We start from the raw sequence: 25,546 nt of genomic DNA, 5'->3' as shown, positions 1-25,546 counted from the left end.
AAAATATATTATCTATTTAAATTCTTTGAATACTAGATAAAATGTTGAGCCTTTATTTTCTTCACTTTCTAACCATACAAATCCATTACATAAATCACATACATGCTTAACTAAACTAAGACCTATCCCATATCCATCTTTGTTTAATTCATTTACCCTGTATCTATTGTCAAATATTTTTCTCATACTAGATTTGCTCATTCCAATTCCATTATCTTTAACTGATACTATTACGCTTCCCTTTTCATTTTTAACATTTATATCTATTTCTTTTCCTTCACCATATTTTATAGCATTATCAATAAGATTAGATATTCCTCTATAAATCCATTTTTCTTTTCCATATATATTCATATTTTCATCTTCTTCAAAATTAAAACTTATTTTATCGTATACCTTTTTATAGTGGTCACATACTTGTGCACATACTAAGGCTATATCAATTTCATACATTTCATCATCACTTTTTACATCACTTATTGCAAGTACATCTTCTATATTATCTGTTACCTTATCGAGTATATTGATTAATTCATCATTTTTATTTATTTCTAAATTAGTTCTAAGTATTGAAATAGCATTTTTCTGCTCATGAGATAAATAAGAATTTAATCTTTTATAATCTTCAATATGAGAATCAAACTTATCTTTTAATTCTTTATATACTTTAGACATAATTGGATCTAGAGTTAGAATTTCTTCTTCATCCTCAATACTTTTTATGTTGTTTGCAATCTCTCGTCTATTTTTAATATCAAATTTTTTAAAAATAAATAATAATAATAAATTAGATATAATAGTAAATATAAAAAACAGCATTATAACTAGAATGTATTTACTATTGAACTTATTTTTATAACTATCCATTAATTGAGTATCTTTAACTTTATCTTCATTTGATGTAGACAAAGTATATTCACTAGTTTCTGTATATATATCTGGATAGATTTCTGAATTTATTTTTCTTAAATCATTAGTTCCAAATAAATCTACAATATAACTTGCCCCAAATATAAATATGATTAAAGATATAACTGAGTAAGCAACTAAAACTATTGCTGTTTTATCTCTTACTCTTCGCATATAGAATAACCTATGCCTCTTGTAGTTATTAGTATCTCTTTTCCTGAAACCTCTTTTAGTTTTTTCTTTAATCTTGCTATATGTACTCTAAGTACAGATGATAATGGATCAAAATATTCATCATATACATGTTCAGCTATATCAATTCCTGATACAATATCTGGGTTTCTACTTGCAATATACTCTAATATATCAAACTCTTTAGTTCCCAACTTCACTTCATTACCGTAGACATATACTTTTCTCGAAGATGGATTTATACTCAAAGGTCCTACTTCTATAGTAGGGTTTGTTCTTCCATAAAATCTTCTTATTACTGCTTGTATTCTAGCTCTTAGTTCTATAATTTGAAATGGCTTTATTATATAATCATCTGCACCTAAGTCTAGTCCTTTTGCTAACTCACCAACTCCATCTCTAGCTGTAACTATTATTATAGGAGTATTTAATTTATTTTTTCTAAAAAATTCTAGCATTTCTATTCCATCTTTATCTGGTAAATTCAAATCTAATAATATAATATCATAATCATTTATAAATGCTTTTTCATCTCCATCTTCTCCGTTATTTGCAATATCTACTACTAGACCTTCTTTTTCAAGTCCTAGTTTTACATTACAAGCAAGCTCTTTATTATCTTCTATCATTAATACTCTCATATAATCATCTCCTAAGATAAACATTATATATTATAAATGTTTACTGAATGTTAACAATACTTTATAATTATTTCCTATTATATATTAATCATAATTATAGTCTATAATTAAATACCCTTTTTAAAGTATTTGTATATCAATTAGTTACAATATCTATGCTGTTTTGGGTGTAAAAAAATAAGCCTAATATATTTTAAATATATTAGGCTTATTTATTAGCTAAGTTTTATTTTTCACGTATTACAGTTCCATCTTCAAGACCTTTTTGAATCTCTTGTTCAGACATTTTTGGCATATTCTTTATTTCACTTTCTGTCGGCTCCATTCCTTTTCCATTTGAGTCTTTACTCCCACATCCAACTGCACTAAGTGCTACCATTGATACTACTAATGCTACAGATAGTTTTTTATTTAATTTCATATTTATTCTCCTTTTATTTAAAATATTTATTCTGATTTTAAAGCTACTATTGGTTGTAATTTTGAAGCCTTATTTGCTGGGGATATACCAAATACTACTCCCATAAATACAGCAAATCCTACTGATGCGAAAACTACATCCCATGCTATATAAAACTCTGCTCCCATTGAACTAAGAATTGGCATTGATCCAAATATTCCAATTAATGCTCCTATTATTCCGCCTATAAAACTTATAGTTAGAGATTCTACTAAAAATTGAACTAATATAAATTTTCTAGGTGATCCTAGTGCTTTTCTTATACCTATTTCTTTAGTTCTTTCTGTTACAGATACTAACATCATGTTCATTATCCCTATACCTGCTACAAATAAAGATACACTTGCTATTGCTCCTACCATCAGGTCCATAATAGCATCCATTGACTTCATAGAATCTATCATTTCTTTATTACTTGTCACATAAAAATCATTTTGTTTCATACCTTTTTTTGTAAAATGAGCTTTTATTGCTTTCATTACATCAGTTACATTATCTTGTGAACTTGCTTGTACATTTATCTTAGTTATATCACTTAGGCCTAAAACAGTTTGAGCTGTTTTATAAGGCATGTATATAGTATCATCTTCTGGGCTATCATAAGATTCATCAACCTTATCTAATACACCTATAATCTTATATGGTATTGACTTAATACTAATTGTTTTACCGATTGCATCTGTCCCTGGAAATAATTCATTAGCAGTTTTATTACCTAACACTACTACCTTAGTTGTTTTATCATTGTCAATTGGCATAATAAATCTTCCACTTTTTATTTTACGATTATTGATTTTTGCATAGTTTTCATCTGTTCCAACTATACTTTTATTACTATCCTTCTTTTCATAACTTACTGTTGTAGAATCACTTATTTCTGGAGATATATTATTTATATTTTCATTACTTCTTATTGCCTTTATATCAAATTCATTTATTTTTTTATCACCATAAATACTTGCACTTATTAAATCTAGTGGCTTAGCTTCAAAGCTTTTATACATACTCTGTCTACTACCCATAGATATTGTAACGAATAGAATAACACTTGCCGTACCAATGGATATACCTAATATAGTAAGAAATGAACGTAATTTATTAGCTTTGATTTCTCCAAGTGCCATCTTAATTATTTGAAAAAGATTCATATACGACACCTCCTATTCAAAAATTTCACCATCTTTTATTCTTATCATCCTTTTAGCATTTCTTGCTATATCCATATCATGTGTTATCATGACTATAGTTTTACCTTCTTTGTTTAGACCTTCTAATATTTCAAGTATCTCTTCACTTGTTTTACTATCTAATGCTCCTGTTGGTTCATCTGCTAAAAGTATTCTTGGATTTGTGGCTAATGCTCTAGCTATTGCCACCCTTTGTTGTTGTCCACCAGATAATTGATTAGGTCTATTGTTCATTTTTTCTTGTAATCCAACTTTTTTTAGACAATCTATTGCTATCTCTTTTCTTTCTTTTGGAGTTTTCCCTTGATATATAAGAGGAAGTTCTACATTTTCCAAAGCTGATAATTTATTTAATAAGTTAAAGTTTTGAAATATAAATCCTATAGTTTTATTTCTTACTGCACTTAATTCATCTTCACTTAAAGAGGTTATACTTTTACCGTCCAGTATGTAATCTCCATTATCAGCTAAATCTAAACACCCTATAATATTCATAAAAGTTGACTTACCAGAACCTGATGGACCTATTATAGATACAAATTCTCCTTGTTTTATATCTAGTGAAACTTCTTTTAAAACTGTTATCTTTTCATCTCCTATGCTATAAGATTTTAATAAATCTCTAGCCTGTATTACATAATCACTCATAAATTATCACCTCTTTATTCTATTGCTGTATCAGGTTTTGAACCTGAATTTTCTTTTTGGGCAGGAGATACAAATGATTGCATAGTTATATTGTCATTTTCCAAAAGTCCCTTTGTAACTTCTATGCTTTCTGAATCACTTTCTCCAACTTCTACATATCTTTTTTCGTTTGTATTTGCCATAGTTACAAAGTATCCCTTTTCATCTTTTTGAATTGCTGATACAGGGACCTTTAATATATCCTTCTTCTCACTAACTAATATTGTTCCTGTTACAGACATTCCATCCTTTAATTTTTGTAAAGCTAAATCGCTCTCTTGTACCCATCCTGTAAGTTCATCATTAACTACTACCTTGTACCAGTCATCTTTTTTATCTATTATTTTAACTTTTTCACCTTGTACTAGCTTTCCAAGACTTTTACTTCCTGATGAATTGCTGTTTCTAATATTTACATCATTTTTAGATATTTTTGATTCTATATTCTCTTGTTCTAATCCATTTGTCTTAACAGAATCTTTTGGTACCCAACCCTCGCTGTTATCTTCCATTCTAATTTTTATCCAATTATTTTTCTTTTCTAGTATTTTAACTTTATTTTCTTTTTCTAGCTTAGTAACATTACCATATTCTTTAGATGGTCCTTTTTTAACGCTTACTTCTGAGTAAGTTATTTCACCTAATTCAAGTATTGGCTTAGATACTTCTACTTTAACCGTATATGTAGGACTATCGCCTTCATTTGCTTTGTTAGCTACTTCAGTTATAGTTCCATTTACAATTTCATCTGGAAATGCTTTTGATTTTATCTCAACACTTTGATTAACCTGTAGCTTAGATATATCGTACTGATTTGCAGATAATGTTATTGTTATAGAGTTTGGATTGTTCTCATCACTTAATGAAGCCTTACCTCCAGCTTCAACAACTGTTTTTATATCACCTTTTTCAACTTTTATTGTATTTATTGATTGGTTGATTTCTTGTGGTTGATTTGCTTGAGCCTTATTATTTAATCCTGTATAGGCCCCTACTCCACCTATTAAACTTAATGAAACTGCTGTTATAACCATAAATTTTTTTGGTTTCTTCATAATATCTTATCCTCCCTAAGTATTTTTCATATCATGATTGCCTTTTATTGATTTCTACTGTTTTATATAAAGTGTTACTTTTTGTTTATATAACTCCTTGGCTTTGAAATGAGTATAGCACCTTAATGTTAATCTAATGTTTATTAGTAAATCTTCTATAAAAAAGAGCTATATCTAAAAGTGATTTAATACTTTTAAATATAGCTCTTTTTATTTATCTATAATTTTTTTGTATATTTACATTTTGGAAAGTTGCTACATCCTAGAAAGTCTCCATATTGTCCTTTTCTTTCAACTAGCTTTCCTCCACATCTTGGACAGGAATCTGAATCTAGTTGTGTAGTTATATTTTTTACATGGCTTATGTTACTTTGACTTACTGTAGCCATGCTTTCAAATATTTTATCTCTTATTTCATTTACTTGCGAGTTTGTTAGTACTATTTCTTTATATTCTTTTATAAGGTTTAAAAGGTCTATTTCATTTATAACCTTTATGTTCCTTTGATTTGTTATTTCTACTTTTCTTAGTATTGCTCTATCGCTAAATACTACTACTGAATATATGTGTTTGTTTATACCTATTATTTCTTCTATAGCTTTTATGTGTCCATAATTTTGAAGTAGTGGGTTATAAAATTTATTTTTGTACTTTCCCATTACTTGCGTCCAGGTTTTGTCATATTCGCTTCCATAGATGTTTCCACTATAATTTTTGTTTTCTATTACGAATATTCCATAGTTAGATATTACTAGATGGTCTATTTGGGAAGTGGCTTGTCTATTTGGTATTATTATGTTGTTTATTACCTTGTAGTTTTCTCTTGGTAAGTATTCTAATTTAAATTCTTGTCTTACTTCTCCAAAAGTTCCTTTTATAGTGTTTTTTATTTCTTGAGGTATTGGTTGTGGTTTTTCTTTGTAGAAAAATTTTTCTAGTACTGTTTTTATCAATTTCATCCCCGCCTTGATTTTGTTGAGTTTAATTTTATATTATAAATATATCATTTAGTTAGATTTCTTTCAATTTTGCTTAATAAAAAAGTGTAGACTTAATCGTCTACACCCTTTTATTTTATTAATTCAGTATTATTGGCTAATTTTAAATATTGTCCTTCAGATACTGTTACATATTTTTCTCCCTCAAAGTTATCATTTGATACAATTTCATTTATATTTCCATTACTACTATTAGTAACTTCCACATATCCTGTAGCTTCATTTGACGTTACTTTATATTCTCCAGCGGGTATATCAACACCTACCTTATACATTCCATCTTTTAAAGTATTTGCCTCATCCATATTTAATACTATTTCACTTGGTTTTACTATTTTACAACCTTTTGTTTGTAAGTATTGTCCATCACTTACTGTTAGATATCTATTTGTACTAAAGTTATCATTTGATATTATACTTTCAGCGTCTCCTGTACTGTCATTTGATACTTGATAATAAGCGTAAGGTCCATCCCCTACTAATAGATATTCTCCTGCATCTATATCTTCTCCTACTTTGTACATTCCATCACTAAGTTCAAATGTATTTTTAGTTTCTTCACTTACTTTTTCTACTTCTTGATTTGAATTTGATTGATCGTTACTTATATTTATCATCACAATTATCAAAGCTATAATTATAAATGATCCTCCGGTAATTCTTCCTTTGTCTTTATTCTTAATTCCATCAATTAATATGTCTATTCCTATTAGTGTTAATAGTATTGGAAAAAACATAACCCCTATTATTCCTACTATTATTTTTTTACCTTTACTCATTGAGTTGAATTTTTCTATCATTTATGTCCTCCTTAAGTGTCACTTCTATGAAATTATACAATATATTCTTGTCGAAATTTGTTGTAGGTTGTAATATTTTACCAATTAATTTTAAATCTAACTATTTTTAACTGTGCATTTAAGTTTTAAATAAAAAAGAGTAGCTATTGCTACTCTTTATCTGTGCTTTAGGTAAACTAAATGTTTTTCTATATTACCATTGTTATTTATTGTTACTTCGTATTCGTTATAATGTGCGTTGTGTGGTTTTGTGTATTTACATTCTAATACATTTTCATTATCTTCTAGTTGCAGTAGTTCTGTGTCTTTTAAAAACTTTCTACTTATTAATCTCATTAATTCTTCCAAGCTATCCCCCCTCCCTCGTGAAATACGAGGTACGGTATTTAGTTGATATTTGAAGTTTTTCACTAAGATTTCAATATTAATTATATTTTCATTAAAATATATCTTTCCTATACTGTAAGCTTTAATCAAATTTTCATTTATATATTTTCTACATCATAAATTTCTTCTAATACTTCCTTTAATCCTTCTTGCATCTGTAAATATGTTGGTTCTTTAATTATTTCTCTCTTACTAACTTCTTTTTCAATAATAGGTAGTAATAAATCTTGTGCAAATTTTAATCTATCACTTGAAGCATACATATCCTTAAGCATTTTGCCATCTAGTATCTCTTTTAATGAATCAACACTCTTTTCTGCTTCCTTTTTTGTAAGCAAATAATCAATTGCTAAATCTGAAAACTTGCCTTCTATTATCTTAACCATTTCATCTGCATCATCTTCAACAAATTCATTCAGTATTGAACTTGTAACCTTTCCTGACATCGCTCCTGCGCCTAAAGACCCAATCAACCCACCTACTACAGTACCAACTCCAGGAAATATTGCAGAACCAATAGCGGCTCCACCCATCCATCCTGCAGTACCTCCCCCTACAGTTGTTATTGTACTTGTAATATTTTTAAATAATTGCTTTCCTGAAATTCTTCCGCTAAATATATTAATAATATCAAATGATGATAAAACAATTACAGTTACTCCTCCAGTTATAATATTTCCTCTTAATAGCTTCGCTGCACTTTTCATAGCAGCTGCACCATATATATTACTTCCGCTTCTAAAAGCATTTACTAATACTGCAGATGCTTTTGGTCCCATAATTCTTACTATAGTTTCGGAACTTCCTACTAATGCACTATTTAACCCTGCTTTAGATAATTGACTAGATAATACCGATGTAATAAATGCAGTTCCTCCAACCTTTATCCCTGAATAAGTAGCGTTTTTAATTGCAGTATCAAAGTTTTCCCCATTCCAAATAGAATTTGCAAATGTAATTATAGAACTTACTCCAAATGAAGAACTAGCAATAATAACACCATTAACAGAATCATAAGTTAAGGATTCAATAGTACCAGCTTTGGCTATATTCCTTGCCTGTGCATACGTAAAATTGCCTTTTCTAACTATATTTTTAGCTTCACTTGGATCCGTAACACCCGGAACTTGGCCATTTTTTATTCTATTTTCCATTGATCTTATAGCATCTTGATATTTATCTGATGGAACTTCTATTTGCATAGGCTTAGTACCATTTTCTATAGTATATCTCATCTTGCCATTTTCAAAGCATTCTGATATACAGTCAGAACCTGTTTTGCAATACTTTGATTGAATTTCTATCCCATTAACCAGTCTATCTGCTCCATTTTTAATGTTAGAATCGCCTAATATCTTAGCATCTTTTCCTGTTAATTTGTCATATAAATGATTTGCTCGTTCAGCAGCAAAACCATGACCTTTTGAAGCATTAAATCTTTCCTCATCAAATATCTTATTCACTGTACCATAGTTACCTATAGAATTTCCTGCAGAAATCGCTCCATTATCCTTATACTTTTTAGAGTATTCAATTTTAGTTTTACATTCTGATTCCATTTTGATTATTTCATTTAAAAACTCACATAAAGGTGTTTTATTTAAATGACATGAGGTAAACTTTATAATAGATTTATCTTTCATTTTAATTTCTAATTCTCTATCACAATCTTTTTTCTTATGTGTATTTTTTACTTCTACACTCTCAATATCTTCATACCAAATTTTTTTACCTTTTTCTAGTACCTCTTTGTAATAAATTTTATCATCAGTAAAAATAAAACCTTCCTTACCATTGCCCCTAAGTGTAGTATCATAAAAACCTATAATACTTTTTCTATCCATTCCTTGTGCAAAAGAATTTAAAGCATTATCAATTTTTTTACTTGGAATACTTCCTTTTATATGAAAAGTAAAGTTAGTTTTAATATCATAACTATACTTATCTATCAAACTTATTTTTTTATCTATATTGTCCATTTTAATCCCCCTTCTTATATATATCTAATTTTTCATCTATTTCTTATTTTGTAATATCTAGATTTGTAAATATATATTTTATTCTTTTTCCTATTAAGTAGTTCATATTGCTCCTCTATTTCCTTATAATAATTTTATAACATAATTTATTTTTTTTTCAAGTTTTATGTTATCGTTTCAATCATATTGTTCATTTTAAATAAATTTTGTTCAAAACTAAAATAAAAAACAAAGGTAAGAATACATATATATTTTATTCTATGTATTCTTACCTTTGTTATATATTTAAATCTATAAATAATATCTTAATTATGTAATTTTTATAATGGCTTTTTAAATAAAAGAACTACTTTTTGAGGTCTAACATTTGGTTGTAGTCCAGTAACATATTCTGAGTTACCAAAGTTAGGGTATGCTGTTTCATTTTCTATATGAGAAGATACTAATTCCCAACCTTGTTTTCCTAATTCATTTAATTCATTTTCTGGTATACTAACAGTTGATGGATTTAAAGCACCTGATCCTGTTCTACCTGTTTGGTCTGAATAATATTCAACCACTTTATAATCCCATTTTTGTGCAGTTACACTTTTTCCAGCAATTATAAAAAGACTTATTGTTATTAGAAACAATAATGAAGCTAAAATTGTAAACTTTTTATTACTTTTAACTGCTTCTTTAATCTTGCTTTTCTTTTTAGGTTTTTCTATTAACTCATCATTATTTGTTAATTCTTCAATTTCTTTTTCATGCTCATTTTGATTATTCATAAATACACTCCTATAATTTTAATCACTTTTAAATTTAAACCCTATATATTTTCAGTTTTCATATGTATTGTTATCAAATACTTAAAAAGGCGATCTTCCTTCAATTAATTGATTTGTTTGTATTATGAATATTCATAAGCTTTTTTAAAATAATTATTCATTTTAAAAACTCCTCTTCCAAATTTTTACATTATTATATTAACATGATTGTAGATGTTTTTTTGTCTAGTTTTGTCGATTTATTTAAATAATTATTTTATTTTGTTTAAATCTATGTATTTATCAATTAAGCTCATCAATCAAAATTTATAGTTTTTAAAATTATAGGAATTTTCTAATCTTTTTTTCCTTATATTAAAGAAATCTTTTGCATGATGTTTTAAGATAAAAATCATATACACTTGGTTTACTAAAATATTATATTTACTAATGTTTTTTCAACTTAAAAATAGCTTTACTTTCACCAACTAATTCCTTTTTATGATTATAAACTCTTAAATTATAATCATCATCAAAATAATCTAAATCTTCACTAGGTATAACACCTAACTGATGTAGTAGTTCAATAAGTACAACATTTCTCATAGGTGATAATCCATCATTAGTTTTAATAGCAAATCCTATTCCCTTATCAGGTATTGCTCCCCCAAAATATCCATTTGCTCCTGATTTTACAACCACCTTATTTGGATACTTTTTCATTACTTTAAAATCTATTCTATCTGAACCTGAAGCATGTACTGGATTATTCATAACAGCATTAACAACCCTAGTTACTGGCTCTCTATACTTTTCATCAAGACTAGAAGGATCAACCATACGTGCCATTCCATAAGCAAACTTATTTAAAGGTAGGGCATGAACAGGAACACCACATCCATCAAGACCTATTCCTATATCATCTGGATTATAATCACAAAGATTTCCTATCATTTCTATAATTCTTATTTGATGTGGATGATTAGCTTTGTAATATGTATCTAAATCTTCATTAAGATACTTTACTGTTGCTAACATTCCAGCATGTTTTCCACTACAATTATTATGAACAGCTAGTGGCTCTTCTCCTTTTTCCTTCATAAGCTTTGCTACATCTTCTTTAAAAGGATAATGCTCTCCACATTGTAGATAATCTTCATTTAAATGTATTTTATTTAAAATATCTCTAACTGTATCAACATGAATTTTCTCCCCTGAGTGGGATGCACAAATTTGAGCTATTTCTTTATCATTTATTTTATACTCATCTACTGCCCCACATAAAACTGGAACTACTGCCTGCATTAATTTAGCAGATGAACGTGCATATGCTACTTCATATGGATCTCCCACTGAATAAATTAAATTTCCCTTTGAATCTACAACAGCAATAGAACCTGTTGTAACAAGATCAACTAAATCCCCACGATATGTATTTACTAAAACTTCCATAATACCTCTCCTTTTTGTATACTAAAAAATTACAACTTCTAAACTAAAGCAAATCGAATTTTATACCTGATTACATAATTCTAATTTTTCTTTTTCTTCTTCAGTGTATCTTGCCATACCTATTCCTGTAATCCCACAAAGTAGTGAAAATATTGGACATAAGTAACATAAAAATGCGTAAGGTGCATACTCTGCAAAAGAAATATTAAGAGTACTCATTATAAACACTGCTGTAACTCCCCAAGGAATAATTGTTACTCCAATAGTTCCACAGTCTTCACATATTCTAGAAACATTTTCTGGTTTAAGACCTTTTAACTTAAATAAATCTAGCATAGTAGATTGAACCATTATAGCTGAAAAACAATGTGAACCAGTAAGCCCTATAGATAAATAACTTATTCCCATGGCACTTGCAACTAACCCAGCAGTTGATTTAATCTTTTGTGCAAACTTTGAAACAAGTACATTTATTATTCCTATCTCTTTTATCATTCCACCAATACCAGTTGTAAATATAACAGCTTGAACTGTACTGTTCATACTATTCATTCCACCACGATTTAAAAGTGTTGATAAAAATTCTAACTTAAATTCTTTTTCAAATCCTTTATAAAAACTATCAAAAACTAAGGTATGTTCAAAGCCTTGATAAAATATTGCTACTAATATTCCTAATATAACACCAGCTAAAATTGATTGTGCTGGAGATTTCTTTTTTAATAACATTATAATAACTATAACCATTGGTAAAAGTGTTACAAAACCTAATTTAAAGTTATCTGCTAAACCTAGAGAGATTTGTTCTATTAAAGTAAAATCTGCTGTTCCAGATACCTTAAACCCTAAGAAAAGAAAAATTATAGTAGATACTATAAGTGCTGGTACTGTTGTATAAAGCATATGCTTTACATGTGTTAATACATTAACATTCATTACTCCAGCTGCAAAGTTAGTTGTATCTGAAAGAGGTGAAAGTTTATCTCCAAACCAAGCTCCACTAATAATTGCACCTGCTGTCATTCCTGCTGGTATTCCAAGCCCTGTCCCAACTCCAAGAAGTGCAACACCAACTGTTCCCATAGTTCCCCATGAAGTACCTGTAAACATAGAAACTATAGCACATAAAAGAAGTGATGTTACTAGAAAGTACTTTGCATTTATTATTTTAATTCCATAATATATAATCGTTGGAACTGTCCCCGATGCAATCCAAACTCCTATTAATGCTCCAACAGCTAACATTATAACTACTGCTTGCAAGCTATTTCTTACGGTATCTAATGCTTTAGTTTCTAGCTCTTGATATGTATATCCTAACTTTAGAGCAAAAACATTTATTAGTATCCACGCTAAAAACATCGTAACATTTAGATGAACTCCTAAAACTGTAACCCCCAAAACCATAAATGTTGCTAAGCTAAGTAACGTAAACAATGAATAAGCAAAAGTCGGTATCTGTTTTTCTCTCATAATTCTCAATCTCCCCTTAAAAATTATTATTATCTACTTTATTAAAGTCACAACCTTTACTTATTGTGGCTGTTAACTTATAATAATTATACTTATTTTTATTTTTTAAGAAGTATAATTTTAAAGTATTTACTTTATTATAGCATCTATGAAATCGTTTTTAAAGTAAATACTTTGAATTTTCAAAAAATAAAATCAATATCAAATATTTAGGAGTTAATACATTTAAAATGAATATTATAGAAATTATAAAAAGTAATTATGGTTCTTTAACCAATAAACAAAAAAATGTGGCAGACTATTTAATTGATAAGCCATCTGATATATGTTATGTTTCACTAGCTACCTTGAGTAAAAAAATAGGTTGTTCTGAAGTTACTATATTAAAGTTTTGTAAAAGAATAGGAATTGATAGTTTCATTGATTTAAAAGAAGCATTTAGAAATTATAATCAAATTCTAGTTAATAAGCACTCTGTTTCTTCATATTCAGTTCCATCTGAAATAACAGATAATAACTCTAAGATAGATTATCTAAAAAATATTTGTAGCGAAGAATTAGATAAAATGATTAACTTTTATAACTCAGTTGATTTAGAAGGTATATTATCTATAGCCAAACTTATATATAAAAAGCATATAATATACCTATTTGCACATGATGCTTCTAAGACACTGGCTTCTTTTCTTAAGGTAAGGCTTGATGTTTTAAATTTAAATGTTGTATTAGTTGATTTATCAGATATGAAGGAAGTTGAGTATATAATGAAGCAAGTCACTAAAGATGATGTTTCTATATTTTTAAGCTTCCCTAATTATTATTTTTCAATTAAAAGTGTTGCTGAAAATATTAGAAATAATGATTGTGATATTGTTTTACTTACAGATAGTTTAAATTGTCCTGTTTCTGATTGTACGGATAATATTTTAATGTGCAATACTAGGACTAAGATATTTTATAATTCATGGCTATTACCTACTGCTTTGATAAATATTCTTACATCAATTTTGGCTATGTTAATTGAAGATAGTAGTGATTTTTAATTTTATTATTTTATTTCCTATCATACCTAAAATAACTATATTAAATTATAAGAATTTTTTAGTATAATATGGTGTGTTAAATATTTTTAATAAAATATGAATAGGAGATGAGGATTAAAATATATGAAATCTACAAACATACTAGATAAAATTTCAGATGGAAAATTATATGATATTGAAGACATGGTAAAAGCAGATACATGTGGCTGTAATGGATGTAATGACTGTTGTTTAGATGTTGGAGATCTAGTTGTCCTTACACCTTTTGATGTTTATGAAATAGTAAATTGTTTAGGTGTTACTTTCGATGATTTGCTAGGAGATAAGATTGAACTTCGTCAAAATAATAAAATCTTACTACCATATTTAAAAATGCAAGATAATAATAGATGCAGCTTTTTAAATGAAAAAGGTAGATGCATAATCCATTCTAAACGACCAAATATTTGTCGTATGTTTCCTCTTGGAAGAGTGTACCAAGATAATGATTTTAAATACTTTTTACAAATAGGTAATTGTCCTAAAGAGGATTTAAAAGATGTTAAGGTCAGCGATTGGGTAGGAATTGAAAACTATGATGAAAATAAAGAATTTATTTTAGAGTGGTATAAGCTTACTAAGGCATTAGCTTTTCGTTTAAAGTTTGTGAGAGATGAAAAAGAAATTGAGGAAATTAATCAAATTCTATTAGATAGCTGTTATCATATTGATATAGAAGAAGGAAAGAATTTTTATTCTGTATTTTTACAGTGTTTACCTAGTATAAAAAATAGATTAGGAATTATTTAAATTTTAAAAACCCCTAGGTCGTAAAGGCTTAGGGGTTTTTCTCTAATATTTCATTTTATCAGGTATTACCCCTCTTACCCCACCTTTGGGACAATTTGTATCTCCAAAGTATCTTGGGATTAGGTGAACATGAACATGCATTACAGTTTGTCCTGATACTTCCCCACAGTTTACTCCTACGTTGTATCCATCTGGTGAGTATTTTTCATCTAGTAGTTTTTTTCCTTCATCTATAAGAGAAAATATTGCTTCTCTTTCTTCTTTTGTTATGTCAAAAAAGTCTTTTATATGACGTTTTGGGATAAATAACATATGCCCTTTGTTTACTGGGAATTTGTCAAATATAGCATAGGCTAAATCATTTTCTAAAATATAATCTTTCATATCACAAAATATACAATTCATAATTTACTCCTTTCTTACCCCTACCTCGTAAAACACGAGGGGGTTATAGATAGGTTGTCGTGTTTCACGATAACCTATCTTTACTATTTATATTTATGTTATTATAAAAATCTATTAACACCACTAATTTATATATGTAATTACATTTTCTCAAAATCTTTAATATATACTATCTCTTCATTTACATATATCTTATTATCACTATGTGGTTTTACTAAGTTTTTACCTATATAAAATCCATCTTTATCTTTTATTAATTTTAAATTTTTATTTACAGATATGTGTTTTAAAATTTTATATAACTTAATTTCTTTTCTATCTTTCATATATAGTTCATGCATTGTTGTAGCATTATTTAATAAATACATAGTAGTATAATTAACATTAACTGGCCCATACTCAACACTTGATATAGGTCCTATTTTTACAAGTTCTTCTAATTCAAATCTTATGTATTCATCTAACTCTTTACTTTTTTCACACGTAAGTTCTAAACATTCTCCTCTTTTATACTCTATAATATCCTTGATCTTAGCAAAGTAATATATTCCGCTTTCTTCTTTAAAAGTAGTTTTAGGCTGATAAAATGCTATATAATCAATTCCTAATCTTACCTTTGATAAAGTTTTCTTAGGAATATGATAGAAGCAATTTTCTTTATATTTTTCAAAATGGATTTTATCCTTTGCATTTACTATCATTATATTTTTATTTTTAAATTTATAATAATCATCTTCTTCATCAAAAACTGGATTATTATTTATGGCTTCTACGTATGACTCATTTAAGATTTTACATATATGCTTTTTCATAAGACTCGTTGATCCTGGAAGCATTGGTAATGCTCCTATATTGACTTTATCTATACTATTGTAATATTGGTGATTTTTAAAATTTTCTTCATCACTACATGGAAACATTACATATGCTCCAAATGTTTCATACTTAAAGCTATCAATATCTTTGCTATGGCTTACAATAGCATCCCTATATCTATGCATCACATTTATATCATCTTCCATAGGTCCTATAACTCCATTTTTATCAATGTATAATCTATACTTAGCATCAAATATATAAACTCTATCCTTAAATCTATCACCTTTTAAGCACAACACTGTATCAGGTCTTTGATTTGTTGTAGGAAGTCCATAGTATGGCTTGTTGTACCAAAGCTCTACCTTATTTCCATTATTATTTTCATAAATACATTTAGCTTTCTTACTTTGCATAAGTGATAATGTAATACCATTAGATGTCGTTTGTATAATAGATGAATTTCTAGGAGTATATCCTAGCTCTTTAATAATATTATGAATCTTTATATAGCACCATATCTCATATAAATTCCATAACTTTTTGTGGCTTATATCATACAATCCTTTACAAATATCTAATCCCTTTGATAAAAGTGAATAATAGAAATACACTTCTTTGTATCCACTTGCCATTTTAAAAACTAATGACATAGATCTCTTTCCACTTATATCACTAATCTCTTTATAAAAAGTATTCAAATGAAAACTAAGCTTACCTTCAAATAATTTAAGCTTCTTATAATAAATATTATCTATACCTTTTTTATTTTGTACCTCGCACTTTACATGACTTATCTTGTTTAAGATTCTTTTAATCATGTGTTTAACATATTGATTTTCATAAATATCTAAAGTAGTTTTTTTCTTAACTTCTATAACTTTATCTCTACTTTTACCTTTTCTCCAAAGCTTTATAGTTTCTTTTGTAGATATAGATTTACTTCTATGTTTATCCTTTAAATTATATTCAGTCAAAACACCATGTTTAGGATGTCTTTCAATCCTTTTTATAGCTCTTTCTAACTTATCGAATATATTAGTTAATATAACTATAAACTCTAAATTTGTTTGGTTATTTACATCTTTAATTTCTACGTTAGAAAAAGTCTTAGATATAAACTCACAAACTAGAGAGTTAACTTCTTCATTTATATCACTTAAAATTTTATTATAATCATCCATGTAATCTAATTTAGTTGGAAATACTTGTATTGTAAAACTTAAAACCTCAGTTTTATTCTTAAAGACTTTAAAGGTTGAATGTCCTATATCTCCATTGAATCTAAATGATCCATAAATATTTTTACCTCTATAAACTAAATTTTCTCTTATTTCTTTATCCTCATGATATATTTCAAACATATCTTTAGTTTCATTCTCTAAATATATATCATAAATTCCATCTTCAAAAAAACTAGGTAACATACTACTATCATCATTTAGCTCTAACTCAGAAAAATTATTTATAGTGTATGTTTTTGTATCTTCATAATTAGATATTATTCCTAAATATGAAGATATATTTTTATTGTTATTAGTCGCTCTAAACTTCTTATTTTCACTATTCCCTGAAATATATATACTAAATTCTTCTGTACATATTTTTAATATATCTTTATTAGTACCAGTAACTAATGTAGCCATCATTTTGATACCCCTTTAGCATATATACTATTTTTTGTGCACTCTTTTTATATTTTGCACTTTCTATATGTTTTTGTGCTTCTTCTATGTCTATGTCATCTATTACTTTACCTTCACATGTAAAGTTGAATAGATCTATTAGTACTTGCGCTATAGATTGTTCACTTCCTGTTATTGCTGGAAGTATTTTTTGCATTATTTGATAGTCAAACGCTACATCTTCATTTAGTAACTCTGACTTCTTGTTTTCTATCATATAAAATAGTATTTCATCTCTTACCCTGTATGCAAATTGTTTTTGAGATTGTTTTAGTATGTTATTTATCTCAATAATTTTTTTATTTATTTCTTTTGCATATTCTCTATACTCTTCTTCTATATCCATAGTTTTTAAATATGTTGTTTTTAAAAATCTATTATCTACTTTTATAGGAGTTATTTCTTCTTCTGTAATTTCTTCAAATAGATTTTCTAGATTTACATCTGAAAATTCTATTGTATTAGCTCTGTCTAGTACTTTTCTACTGAATGTAAATGTTGTATCGTCCATGTTTACTGTTCCTATTAGGTATATATTATCTGGTATTTGTAGTTCTGAGTCTGTTATTATGTCTTGTCCTACTTTTTTTCTACTTTCTATTATGCTTAGATAATCACTTAAGTAGTATTCTACTCTTGCTAGATTCATTTCGTCTAAGCATGCAAAGTATGGTTTGTTTTTATTTTCTGGTTTTGATGCTTCTTTTATTATCTTTGTTAAACTACCATCTATAAAATCATCATTTAAATTTTTATACCCCATAAGTTCTGTTCCATCATTCCAATCTGGTCTTACTGATATCATGTTGAACTGTTTATTTTCTGTTGTTGCTCCTATTGCTTCTGAAAATAGGCGTACTATTTTTGATTTACCTGTTCCACTTATTCCTGCTAGTATTACAAATGGTTTTGTTTTTAGACTTAGGAATAGGTTTGATAGTTGATCTTGTGTGTATGCATATCCTTGATTTTGTATGTAGTTATATATTTGGTTTATTATTGTTGGTGTATCCTCTGGTATATATTCTATTTTTTCTATATCTAATTGTTCGGTATCAACATCACCATATTCTCCATTTATAATTTTAAATATCTCTTCTATAAAATCTTTATATTGAGTTATATTGGTTAATACCTTTATTGCAAAGGAATTATTAGAATTAGAACTTAAATTCCATTTACCTGTTTTTATCCATTTTACTTTTCTAGAATGATTCCATGTTTTTTTATCCTCGTAATACATATAATCAGATACAACTATTCCATACCCTAATATAAAACTTTTTCCTTGCTTAGCTACAACAATATCTCCTATCTGAATTTCCTTTAAAAACTGGTATACAGCTAATGAATTATTTGTTGGATTAACTTCTTTTTTGTCATGCTCCTTTATAGCTTTAGTTATTTCATCTTTACTTTTATATTTATTTAAATTTCCTAAGTAATCCCAGCCAATTAATATCTCCTCATCATTTCTACATTCATCCCAATACTCAGCATTTTTACCTAATCCCATAGTCCAATAACTTACATCTTCAATACTTTTATAATTTCTATGACCTTGCCATATCTCTTTTATATACCTAGCTTCATGATCTTGTAATTTATAATTTGTTCCATTTGGTTGCTTTATTATTAGCAATTCAGATAATATAACATCATCTTTCATATCTATTCGCTTCATCATATGATTATATTCGGTTAATCTTACTTCGTCTATCTTTACATCGACTAAATAATTATTATTAACTTCATATGGCTTACTTGAAATAACTCCATATGCAACAATTCCTCCAGTACCTTTTTCGTTCCCATCTGATCTCCATATATAAACTTCATCATTAAGCTTAATTCTATCTACATGGTATTTCTTCTTTATACTCCATGATACATTTTTATCCTTAATTAGGTCTTTATTAAAATCAAATTTTTGTTCATATATTGGATTTCCTTGAAATATCCATGTTTCTTTTTTATTTATTATATAATCTTCTACTATACCTTTATATTTTAAAAACACTTGTAAATATACATCTGTATAATTGATTATATTCTCTAAATCATCTATATCTATTATTATCTCTAATCTTGTCCACTCTTTATTTTTTACACCTTTGGATAAATCTATTTTGTATCCTAAGTTTGCTAATTCATTTCTTCTATTTACATATATTTCTTTTATTAGTCTAGAGCCTTCATTTACACTAGATTCTAAACTAATTACTAATTTATTATTTTTAGGGTTAACTCCAAATACAAATTTTATATGATTTCCTAATATATTTTTCCCACCGAAACAATTTCGATCTCCAGTATAATTGGCTTTATAATCAGTTTTTTCTCTTATTAGTTTTTCTATTTCACTTAAAAACTGTACTGTTTTTTTCATAATAATACTCCTACTTATAATCTAATTTATTACTCAATCTTCCTTGTATTTCCTTTTATCTATATATGAACATTTTTTATTTTGATCTTTAAACATTCTAATTCAAATATACCATAGATGACTATTTTTTCAATAATATGGCAATCATTTCTAAAAATAAGTCTTTTGTGAGTTTACCTCACAATATAACCTTTCTAAATATTTTAGAATACACTCATACATCAATGTGAAAGGATTAGCTTTTATGAAAAAAAGAAATTTAATAGGAACAAACTTAAAAAATATTAGAAAACATAACAATCTTTCACAGGAGCAACTTATAGCTCAATTAAATTTACTTGGACTAGATTTAGATCGTACTTCTTTATCAAGAATAGAAAATCACAATAGAGAAGTTTATGATTACGAGCTTGTGTATTTTTCAAAAGCTTTAAAAGTTAGCATTTTAGATTTATACAAAGATATTGAAATTTAACTTAAGTGCTCTCTATGTTAGTGAGCATTTTTTATATTTTTAAACTTTTAGTTAAGAGGTGATGTTTTGAGTAAAGTTATAGTTGATCAATTTATAATAGATCAGCCTACCCTAGATTCATACTTTAGAGGTATAGTATTATTTGGTAAAAACGCAGCTACATATAAATTTGCTCTTGGTAAATCAATAATAGAGCTTGCTTCAAATGGAACTGACTTTATTTCTTTAAAGGATTTGGCAATTCCATTTATAAAGTATACTAATGAACATGTTTTAAATGGTAATAAGCAAATAACTTCTAATTCTAGTAAATACTTTGATGCTTTTAAAAAGTATAATTCAAATGATTGTGATATTGATGATCTTGTAAAGTTAACACTTAGTAATCCATTTCAAAATGTTATTGATAGATTTCATAATGTAAATGGAGCTGAATTAGATACTAAGTTTTATGAGGTTACTACTCGTGATAAGGTTAAGGGAATTGTTTTAACTGATAATTTATATAAGATTAATGAAAATAGTTCACTTGATAATTTATTTATTGAAACAGAAGCTAGATGGAATTTAGTTGAAAATGCTTGGTCTTTAAGTATTAATCCTGCTCTTTTAAATGTTTCTTTTGATAATATTGATAATTCATTATTTATTACTGATAATAAACTTGGTAGAAGGATTGATATAACTTCTTGTAGAGATGCTTTAAATGGTTATCAAAGAGGTAAGTGTTTTTATTGTGGCGCTCCTATTAGTGTTGATCCTAATAGTGATAATTTGTGTGATGTTGATCATTTTATACCTCATACTCTTCAACAAAGTGTTGATGAGGATATTAATATTAATGGTGTTTGGAATCTTGTTTTAAGTTGTAAGAGTTGTAATAGAGGGGAAAATGGTAAGTTTGCAAAGCTTGCTGATTTTGACCCTTATCTTAAGAAGTTATATGATAGGAATGAGTATTTTATAGGTAGTGATCATCCACTTAAAGAGACTCTTATTAATCAGACTGGTAAAAGTCGAGAAAGTAGGCGTACATATTTAAATGATAGATATAATTTAGCTTTAGGTAAATTATTTGTTACTTGGAGACCATCTATTATTTTTGAATAATTTTATTTGGAGGTGTTTTTATGAAGGTTTATGATAAGTTGGTTAGGGATAGAATTCCTGAGATTATAGAGGCTAGTGGAAATAAGTGTGAGATAGAGGTTGTTAGTGATGAGGTGGCTCTAGAGTATCTTTATAAGAAGCTTAATGAAGAAGTTGGTGAGCTTTTAGAGGATAAGAATCTTGATGAGATTGCTGATTGTTTAGAGGTATTATTTGCTATTGGGTCTAAGTATGGTTATAGTGAGGATGAGGTTTTAAGTAGAAGGAATGAGAAGAAGTTAGAGCGTGGTGGATTTGAAGATAATTTAATATTGAAAAAAACTTATTAATATATTTAGTCTTATAATAAGTTTAAATAAAAAAATATAAAGTTTTATAGTTATAAAACTTTATATTTTTTACAAATTTAATGATATAACTTATTTAAATATTCTAAATTAACTTTTATAATTAATATATCCACAATACCTTATCCTATTAATATTAAATCTAAAAATTTGCATATTATTCATTATTTTTCTATCATATGCTATCGCTTTTCTTAAATATCTCTAAATATATTCTTTTCATTTCTATCAATTTATCATTTCATATAAAAAATAATACTTACATTTTAATTTAGTATACTATCTTTATCAAACTTATATTAAACCTACCTTATCTAATAAACTTTTAAATATATAAAAGAAGTTAATTATTATTTTTTAGATTATATTGCTCATATTTGTCTATCATTATATTTTTTATATATTGTTCCATATATTCATAATCAGGATTTCCTAACTTATTAATAGGCAATACGATCTTTTCTCTAGAGATTCTTTTATCATTGATTTCTCTGTTAAAATTGTATTTTCCAGATAATCTACTTGTTAAAGTAGCAATGAATAAATATACATATTTGTTCATATCATCATTTTTTAAATGCGTTATATGATCACTTGCAATAAATTCAAATGGTTGATAAAAACTTGCTCCTACACTCCCACTATTAGCAATTGTCAGGCAGTCAGAAAATTTCCTAACATTTTTATCATTAGATATATAATTATCAACTCCATTATTTAAAGAAGTTGAAGATATGTAAGGAATATTCCCATCAATTTGATTCGCTTTTGTAAGTCTTTTACCCCTTTTAATAACCGGGAATAAATCTGTTAAAAAGAATTCTTCCCAAGTTTTTTCGTTTAAAGGAACTATTGATTTATATTTAATTGTTTTAACCACTTCTTTTACATATTTTTCATATGCCTTTTCTTTGTCTTCATAGTGTTTTTTTATATAATCTCTCATAAAACTCCAATCTGGATTATTACTGTCGTCTACCGGTAAGAATATAGTTTCTCTCTTGACAACATTCATTTGTGCTTGTCTTCCATAAGAATATTTAATTCCTTGCCTTTTTATCATAGTTGCAACAAATAAAGAAATATACTTGTCAAGATTTTCATTTTGAATAACAGAAACATCATGCGAGCAATAATAATCATGTGGCTGATAATATGCTGATAGTGAAATTTTTTCAATCGTTATTGTATCTTTTGAAAATAGAACCCCGTTCCCAATAAAATCATTAATACCATTATTTGTAGAAGTAGCTGTAATATATGGAATATTCCCATCTATAATATTTTTGTTATTTAAGTAGATACCTTTATTAACAGCAAATAATTTTTCAATTTTAAAAGGCTTCCATTCTCTATTACTTAACTTCATTTTCTTCATTCTCCTTCTGCTTATCTGTATCCTGGAATAAATACTCCCTATTTTGCATTATCATTGAAAATTCAAATGATAAATAGTCCCCAATTATTTTTTCAAAATCTTCATCTATTGGAATTTCATCATTAAAATAATAAAAACTATGAAGCCATTCGTCAGTTGCTTCTACAGTTGTTTTAACACAAAACTTTGTTTCTGATTCAATTCTATCAAACCAAACGTCCAATAAATGTTGTTTTTTATCTTTTGCTTGCTCTGTTTCTATTAATCCTATATGAGGACTAACTTTATATCCATCATCTCTAAAATCAATGAATTTTGACTCTTTATTTGCAGGATGCGATTCTCCAGCCGTAAATACAGCGATACATGGCATTGTTCCAACGCCATAAAATGTATCTTTATTTAAAGTTATAACACCTTCTAACGTGTGCTTCTTAAATATATTTTCTTTTATACTTTGTTCTTCTTTTGTTTTACCTGTCATAGATGATTGAGGCACAATAACAATACACTTTGCTCCTACCGTTAATGAATCAAGTAAATGCTCAGTAAATGATAGTTCATATAAATCGGGATTTTGTTTTGATCCTTGTGAATAAGGAGGATTCATCATTCCCAATGTTGATTGCTTTAATTGTAACTTATTTGTATCTTGCTTCAAGAAATCTTCATTTATAAGATTACTTTTACCATCCCCTCTTAAAATCATATTTGTAGTTGCAATGGTAAACATATACGGTTGTAATTCAAATCCATGAAGTTGCTTTTGCTTAATATTCTTTCTCTCAATTTCACTATCTGTTTGTTTTAACATATGATGCATAGCTGCTATTAAAAATCCACTAGTTCCACAGCATGGATCTAAAACAACATCATTAGATTTTATTTCTGCTAGATCACAAAATAAGTCTGTAATATGCTTAGGTGTAAGAACTATACCTAGTGTTTGTCCATCTCCACCTGAATAAGACATGAATTCTCCATAAAATCTTCCCAAGTAATCCTCCGAAGAATTTGTATACTTTATACTTTTATAAATCTTTTCATTTAGAAACTCTGTATAATGTTTTAAAGGTGTTTTATTTAACTTTTGATTGACTTCATTTAAAACCTTAGTATCTTTGATAATTGCAAATTGACTAAGCACTTTATCTTTTTTAATATCAGGAGAGACATTAGATCTTGTTAAATTTGAACAAATAGCATCATATATTTTTTGTCCATCAGTTTTAATAGTATCACCTGTTAAATCATCTATTGAAAAGTTTTTAAATTCACATTCTCTTAATGCCAGCAAAATTCCTGAAACAATCAATGGTTTATCAATATCTTTAAGATTTCCATAATTTCTTAAGTCTTCGTGTAATATTGCAGCATCTTTTAAAATCTCTACAGTTTCTTTTTCTTCATCTGTAGATTCTTTTAAAATCTCTCTTGTGTAATACTCTTCTATATTATGTTCATTAAAAGATATAAAAGACTCCACTTCTGGTAATTCTCTATAGTATTCTGTCTCATCAATGTAAATTGGGCTAATCTTGTGTTTTTTTTCGATTCCTGAAATACCAAAAGCAATTATTTTTTTATATGTAGTATGCTTTGCTAAATGTTTACCATAAAATAAAGCCCCATTAACAGCATAATTTTTAATATCATTTTGATCAGTACTAATCAGACCTTTATCATTTAGCTTAATATGTTTTGACAAGTCAGCTTTATCTTCTATAACAATTAAAAAATCTTTAACTACTCCTACATATTCTGGAAATCCAACGTTTCCAGTTCCATTTTTCGAAGCACTTTTCAATGCATCATTAATCTCAACAATCGAACTTCCTTGAGGTTCTAATTCAATCTGTGCCTCTTTCAATATATTATAAACCCATAAATCTGTTTTAGCTTCTTTCTTCGCCATTTTTATACACTCCTATGTCATAATTTACTTTTTAATTATATTAATTCATATTCATTTTTATTTAATATATTTTATACTTGTAATTTTTAATACATATATAATTTAACATAAAAGCTTATATTAAATCTATATGATTTCAAATTTACATCATTCTACTATGCTTATTTGTATTAAATAATTTTTTCCTTCAAGCATGTAAACATAAGTTCCATTGGTATTATGATT

23 protein-coding genes are annotated in these 25,546 nt (G+C 27.2%); 5 read left to right on the top strand and 18 right to left on the bottom strand.

The window, feature by feature from the left end:
- Window positions 1–12: 12 nt before the first annotated feature.
- From ATCC9714_RS05385 to nhaC, 13 genes are all read right to left on the bottom strand, one after another.
- On the bottom strand, window positions 13–1,083 hold the full coding sequence (locus tag ATCC9714_RS05385; protein WP_057544676.1) for a sensor histidine kinase: 1,071 nt from the start codon (window positions 1,081–1,083) through the stop codon (window positions 13–15).
- On the bottom strand, window positions 1,071–1,742 hold the full coding sequence (locus tag ATCC9714_RS05380) for a response regulator transcription factor (protein ID WP_057544675.1): 672 nt from the start codon (window positions 1,740–1,742) through the stop codon (window positions 1,071–1,073). Before ATCC9714_RS05380 ends, ATCC9714_RS05385 begins: the two co-directional genes overlap by 13 nt.
- Window positions 1,743–1,968: 226 nt before the next feature.
- Entirely contained in the window at window positions 1,969–2,163 is a 195-nt protein-coding gene (locus ATCC9714_RS05375) for a hypothetical protein (protein WP_021123704.1), read from the bottom strand.
- A 26-nt stretch (window positions 2,164–2,189) separates the two neighbouring features.
- Window positions 2,190–3,350, bottom strand: coding sequence for an ABC transporter permease (locus ATCC9714_RS05370; protein ID WP_057544674.1), 1,161 nt, complete (start codon window positions 3,348–3,350; stop codon window positions 2,190–2,192).
- Between the two features lie 12 nt (window positions 3,351–3,362).
- Window positions 3,363–4,037: an ABC transporter ATP-binding protein gene (locus ATCC9714_RS05365; RefSeq protein WP_021128477.1), complete on the bottom strand. Its 675-nt coding sequence runs from the start codon at window positions 4,035–4,037 to the stop codon at window positions 3,363–3,365.
- A gap of 14 nt (window positions 4,038–4,051) precedes the next feature.
- Window positions 4,052–5,131: an SH3 domain-containing protein gene (locus tag ATCC9714_RS05360; RefSeq protein WP_057544673.1), complete on the bottom strand. Its 1,080-nt coding sequence runs from the start codon at window positions 5,129–5,131 to the stop codon at window positions 4,052–4,054.
- Between the two features lie 218 nt (window positions 5,132–5,349).
- Window positions 5,350–6,084, bottom strand: coding sequence for an NERD domain-containing protein (locus ATCC9714_RS05355; RefSeq protein WP_057544672.1), 735 nt, complete (start codon window positions 6,082–6,084; stop codon window positions 5,350–5,352).
- 116 nt (window positions 6,085–6,200) lie between these two features.
- Window positions 6,201–6,929 (bottom strand): hypothetical protein, encoded by a 729-nt coding sequence (locus ATCC9714_RS05350; RefSeq protein WP_057544671.1) that lies wholly within the window; start codon window positions 6,927–6,929, stop codon window positions 6,201–6,203.
- A 156-nt stretch (window positions 6,930–7,085) separates the two neighbouring features.
- Window positions 7,086–7,277, bottom strand: coding sequence for a hypothetical protein (locus ATCC9714_RS05345; protein WP_021128481.1), 192 nt, complete (start codon window positions 7,275–7,277; stop codon window positions 7,086–7,088).
- A gap of 137 nt (window positions 7,278–7,414) precedes the next feature.
- The gene (locus ATCC9714_RS05340) at window positions 7,415–9,295 is read right to left on the bottom strand and encodes a hypothetical protein (protein ID WP_057544670.1); all 1,881 of its coding nucleotides are present in this window, start codon (window positions 9,293–9,295) and stop codon (window positions 7,415–7,417) included.
- Window positions 9,296–9,615: 320 nt separating this feature from the next.
- Window positions 9,616–10,065: a DUF4177 domain-containing protein gene (locus ATCC9714_RS05335; RefSeq protein ID WP_055332066.1), complete on the bottom strand. Its 450-nt coding sequence runs from the start codon at window positions 10,063–10,065 to the stop codon at window positions 9,616–9,618.
- A 426-nt stretch (window positions 10,066–10,491) separates the two neighbouring features.
- Window positions 10,492–11,496 carry an asparaginase gene (locus ATCC9714_RS05330; protein ID WP_057544669.1) on the bottom strand — a complete coding sequence of 335 codons (1,005 nt, stop codon included), beginning with the start codon at window positions 11,494–11,496 and terminating at the stop codon, window positions 10,492–10,494.
- Between the two features lie 60 nt (window positions 11,497–11,556).
- A complete protein-coding gene (gene nhaC / locus ATCC9714_RS05325) occupies window positions 11,557–12,969 on the bottom strand; it encodes a Na+/H+ antiporter NhaC (RefSeq protein ID WP_057544668.1) in 1,413 nt (470 codons plus the stop codon).
- A gap of 230 nt (window positions 12,970–13,199) precedes the next feature.
- Between nhaC and ATCC9714_RS05320 the strand changes: the two genes are divergently transcribed.
- Both ATCC9714_RS05320 and ATCC9714_RS05315 read left to right on the top strand, forming a co-directional pair.
- The gene (locus ATCC9714_RS05320) at window positions 13,200–14,012 is read left to right on the top strand and encodes a MurR/RpiR family transcriptional regulator (RefSeq protein WP_057544667.1); all 813 of its coding nucleotides are present in this window, start codon (window positions 13,200–13,202) and stop codon (window positions 14,010–14,012) included.
- Between the two features lie 123 nt (window positions 14,013–14,135).
- Complete coding sequence (locus ATCC9714_RS05315; RefSeq protein ID WP_057544666.1) at window positions 14,136–14,801, top strand: YkgJ family cysteine cluster protein; 666 nt, start codon at window positions 14,136–14,138, stop codon at window positions 14,799–14,801.
- Window positions 14,802–14,843: 42 nt separating this feature from the next.
- Here the strand turns inward: ATCC9714_RS05315 and ATCC9714_RS05310 are convergent, their stop codons facing one another.
- The 3 genes from ATCC9714_RS05310 to ATCC9714_RS05300 form a co-directional block, all read right to left on the bottom strand.
- Window positions 14,844–15,206, bottom strand: coding sequence for an HIT family protein (locus ATCC9714_RS05310; protein ID WP_021123682.1), 363 nt, complete (start codon window positions 15,204–15,206; stop codon window positions 14,844–14,846).
- A gap of 140 nt (window positions 15,207–15,346) precedes the next feature.
- The gene (locus ATCC9714_RS05305; protein ID WP_057544665.1) at window positions 15,347–17,671 is read right to left on the bottom strand and encodes a DUF2357 domain-containing protein; all 2,325 of its coding nucleotides are present in this window, start codon (window positions 17,669–17,671) and stop codon (window positions 15,347–15,349) included.
- A complete protein-coding gene (locus ATCC9714_RS05300) occupies window positions 17,643–20,096 on the bottom strand; it encodes an AAA family ATPase (RefSeq protein ID WP_057574297.1) in 2,454 nt (817 codons plus the stop codon). Before ATCC9714_RS05300 ends, ATCC9714_RS05305 begins: the two co-directional genes overlap by 29 nt.
- A 244-nt stretch (window positions 20,097–20,340) precedes the next feature.
- Here ATCC9714_RS05300 and ATCC9714_RS05295 point away from each other — a divergent pair, with 244 nt between their 5' ends.
- The 3 genes from ATCC9714_RS05295 (at window position 20,341) to ATCC9714_RS05285 (ending at window position 22,010) form a co-directional block, all read left to right on the top strand.
- Window positions 20,341–20,571, top strand: coding sequence for a helix-turn-helix domain-containing protein (locus ATCC9714_RS05295; protein WP_021123673.1), 231 nt, complete (start codon window positions 20,341–20,343; stop codon window positions 20,569–20,571).
- A 66-nt stretch (window positions 20,572–20,637) separates the two neighbouring features.
- Window positions 20,638–21,681: an HNH endonuclease domain-containing protein gene (locus ATCC9714_RS05290; RefSeq protein ID WP_155485668.1), complete on the top strand. Its 1,044-nt coding sequence runs from the start codon at window positions 20,638–20,640 to the stop codon at window positions 21,679–21,681.
- Window positions 21,682–21,701: 20 nt separating this feature from the next.
- On the top strand, window positions 21,702–22,010 hold the full coding sequence (locus ATCC9714_RS05285; RefSeq protein WP_057544663.1) for a nucleoside triphosphate pyrophosphohydrolase: 309 nt from the start codon (window positions 21,702–21,704) through the stop codon (window positions 22,008–22,010).
- Between the two features lie 361 nt (window positions 22,011–22,371).
- Here ATCC9714_RS05285 and ATCC9714_RS05280 read toward each other — a convergent pair whose 3' ends face one another.
- Window positions 22,372–23,397, bottom strand: a complete 1,026-nt coding sequence (locus tag ATCC9714_RS05280; RefSeq protein WP_057544662.1) for a restriction endonuclease subunit S — start codon at window positions 23,395–23,397, stop codon at window positions 22,372–22,374.
- Window positions 23,384–25,321 (bottom strand): HsdM family class I SAM-dependent methyltransferase, encoded by a 1,938-nt coding sequence (locus tag ATCC9714_RS05275; protein WP_057544661.1) that lies wholly within the window; start codon window positions 25,319–25,321, stop codon window positions 23,384–23,386. Before ATCC9714_RS05275 ends, ATCC9714_RS05280 begins: the two co-directional genes overlap by 14 nt.
- Window positions 25,322–25,546: the final 225 nt, after the last annotated feature.

The sequence above is a fragment of the Paraclostridium sordellii genome (assembly GCF_000953675.1).
GTDB lineage: Bacteria > Bacillota > Clostridia > Peptostreptococcales > Peptostreptococcaceae > Paraclostridium > Paraclostridium sordellii.
The sequence above is the reverse complement of the archived record's forward strand: the minus strand, read 5'-3'. Positions and strand labels throughout refer to the sequence as shown.

What these genes read in the sequence shown, in the direction of transcription:
- ATCC9714_RS05330 (WP_057544669.1), bottom strand. Translation starts at nt 11,496, where the DNA reads ATGGAAGTTTTAGTAAATACATATCGTGGGGATTTAGTTGATCTTGTT.
- ATCC9714_RS05295 (WP_021123673.1), top strand. Translation starts at nt 20,341, where the DNA reads ATGAAAAAAAGAAATTTAATAGGAACAAACTTAAAAAATATTAGAAAA.
- ATCC9714_RS05350 (WP_057544671.1), bottom strand. Translation starts at nt 6,929, where the DNA reads ATGATAGAAAAATTCAACTCAATGAGTAAAGGTAAAAAAATAATAGTA.
- ATCC9714_RS05375 (WP_021123704.1), bottom strand. Translation starts at nt 2,163, where the DNA reads ATGAAATTAAATAAAAAACTATCTGTAGCATTAGTAGTATCAATGGTA.
- ATCC9714_RS05280 (WP_057544662.1), bottom strand. Translation starts at nt 23,397, where the DNA reads ATGAAGTTAAGTAATAGAGAATGGAAGCCTTTTAAAATTGAAAAATTA.
- ATCC9714_RS05340 (WP_057544670.1), bottom strand. Translation starts at nt 9,295, where the DNA reads ATGGACAATATAGATAAAAAAATAAGTTTGATAGATAAGTATAGTTAT.
- ATCC9714_RS05300 (WP_057574297.1), bottom strand. Translation starts at nt 20,096, where the DNA reads ATGAAAAAAACAGTACAGTTTTTAAGTGAAATAGAAAAACTAATAAGA.
- ATCC9714_RS05320 (WP_057544667.1), top strand. Translation starts at nt 13,200, where the DNA reads ATGAATATTATAGAAATTATAAAAAGTAATTATGGTTCTTTAACCAAT.
- ATCC9714_RS05360 (WP_057544673.1), bottom strand. Translation starts at nt 5,131, where the DNA reads ATGAAGAAACCAAAAAAATTTATGGTTATAACAGCAGTTTCATTAAGT.
- ATCC9714_RS05315 (WP_057544666.1), top strand. Translation starts at nt 14,136, where the DNA reads ATGAAATCTACAAACATACTAGATAAAATTTCAGATGGAAAATTATAT.
- ATCC9714_RS05365 (WP_021128477.1), bottom strand. Translation starts at nt 4,037, where the DNA reads ATGAGTGATTATGTAATACAGGCTAGAGATTTATTAAAATCTTATAGC.
- ATCC9714_RS05380 (WP_057544675.1), bottom strand. Translation starts at nt 1,742, where the DNA reads ATGAGAGTATTAATGATAGAAGATAATAAAGAGCTTGCTTGTAATGTA.
- ATCC9714_RS05385 (WP_057544676.1), bottom strand. Translation starts at nt 1,083, where the DNA reads ATGCGAAGAGTAAGAGATAAAACAGCAATAGTTTTAGTTGCTTACTCA.
- ATCC9714_RS05285 (WP_057544663.1), top strand. Translation starts at nt 21,702, where the DNA reads ATGAAGGTTTATGATAAGTTGGTTAGGGATAGAATTCCTGAGATTATA.
- ATCC9714_RS05275 (WP_057544661.1), bottom strand. Translation starts at nt 25,321, where the DNA reads ATGGCGAAGAAAGAAGCTAAAACAGATTTATGGGTTTATAATATATTG.
- ATCC9714_RS05310 (WP_021123682.1), bottom strand. Translation starts at nt 15,206, where the DNA reads ATGAATTGTATATTTTGTGATATGAAAGATTATATTTTAGAAAATGAT.
- ATCC9714_RS05305 (WP_057544665.1), bottom strand. Translation starts at nt 17,671, where the DNA reads ATGATGGCTACATTAGTTACTGGTACTAATAAAGATATATTAAAAATA.
- nhaC (WP_057544668.1), bottom strand. Translation starts at nt 12,969, where the DNA reads ATGAGAGAAAAACAGATACCGACTTTTGCTTATTCATTGTTTACGTTA.
- ATCC9714_RS05370 (WP_057544674.1), bottom strand. Translation starts at nt 3,350, where the DNA reads ATGAATCTTTTTCAAATAATTAAGATGGCACTTGGAGAAATCAAAGCT.
- ATCC9714_RS05335 (WP_055332066.1), bottom strand. Translation starts at nt 10,065, where the DNA reads ATGAATAATCAAAATGAGCATGAAAAAGAAATTGAAGAATTAACAAAT.